Genomic DNA, 1396 nt, shown 5'->3' with positions numbered 1-1396 from the left:
GCACCCGGTGCATAATAAAGCTTCATATCTGATCCTTGTTATAACTCTATTCTCTGTTTTAAATGGCTTCTAACAAACTTTCAAGTGATCAAAACCTGTAAATTGCAAAAAAGCGTAAACGAAAAATCATTCGTTCGCCTATTGAATATTGTCTAATTCACATTTTTTTTCAAGTACAACAACACTGCAATTTGCAACAGAGTTGTTTTAACATAGCCCCCTTGACCCTAAAATGAATTTGATCTGTGATTAGCCTTAAAAAAGATGAATGGTTTTCTAACATTCGTACCGATGTTCTTGCTGGTTTAGTGGTAGGACTTGCTCTAATTCCCGAATCTATTGCTTTTTCAGCAATTGCAGGTGTAGACCCTCAAGTCGGACTGTATGCCTCCTTTTGTATCGCAGTGAGCATTGCTTTTTTTGGCGGTCGTCCAGCCATGATTTCAGCTGCTACAGGCGCGATGGCTCTACTCATGATCACGCTGGTCAAAGAGCATGGCCTACAGTATTTACTGGCGGCAACTATACTCACTGGTGTCATTCAGATCATTGCGGGTTATTTTAAAGTCGCCAAACTGATGCGTTTTGTGTCGCAGTCAGTGGTGTATGGGTTTTTAAATGCACTGGCAATTTTAATCTTCATGGCACAGCTTCCAGAACTCAGCCAAATGAATCACTGGGGCTATGCATTTGTTGCACTTGGCCTCGCTGTGATTTATCTGTTTCCTTATCTGCCTAAAGTGGGGAAAAGCATTCCCTCACCGCTTATTTGTATTCTTGTCCTGACCGCTTTGGCGCTGTTTTTCGGCACAGATATGCGTATGGTCAGTGACTTAGGTCATTTCCCCGATACTTTACCTATTTTTCTACTGCCTGATATTCCACTGACCTTTGAAACGCTGCAAATTGTCTTTCCTTACGCCATCACATTAGCGACCGTCGGTTTGCTTGAAAGCATGATGACCACTACAGTAGTGAACGAAGTCACAGGCACTGAAGGTGACCGTCATCAAGAATGTCGCGGACAAGGTATGGCAAATATTGTGAGCGGTTTTATGGGCGGTATGGCAGGTTGTGCCATGATTGGACAGTCTATGATTAATGTCAGCTCAGGTGCGCGTACTCGACTTTCAACCTTAGTGGCTGGTGTGTTTTTACTGTGTTTGGTGGTGTTTTTTAAAGACTGGCTGTCTTATATTCCAATGGCGGCATTGGTTGCCATTATGATCATGGTGGCATTTACAACCTTTCAATGGGACTCGGTTAAAAACATCGCTAAACACCCATTACAAAGTAATATGGTCATGTTGAGTGTCGTGATCATTGTCTTAGCCACACATAATCTTGCCTTGGGTGTCTTTGTCGGAGTTTTACTGTCCGCATTATTTTTCATCAA

Annotated in this window: 1 protein-coding gene; it reads left to right on the top strand. The window is 42.4% G+C overall.

From position 1 onward, the window contains the following. Nucleotides 1-245 precede the first annotated feature (245 nt). The coding region (locus tag B4F08_RS10410; protein ID WP_291374323.1) for a SulP family inorganic anion transporter at nt 246-1396 on the top strand (1151 nt) is incomplete at its 3' end.

Origin of the sequence: Acinetobacter sp. UBA6720 (assembly GCF_002454215.1) — a bacterium.
Classification (GTDB): domain Bacteria; phylum Pseudomonadota; class Gammaproteobacteria; order Pseudomonadales; family Moraxellaceae; genus Acinetobacter.
This window is presented reverse-complemented; position numbering and strand designations above follow the sequence as displayed.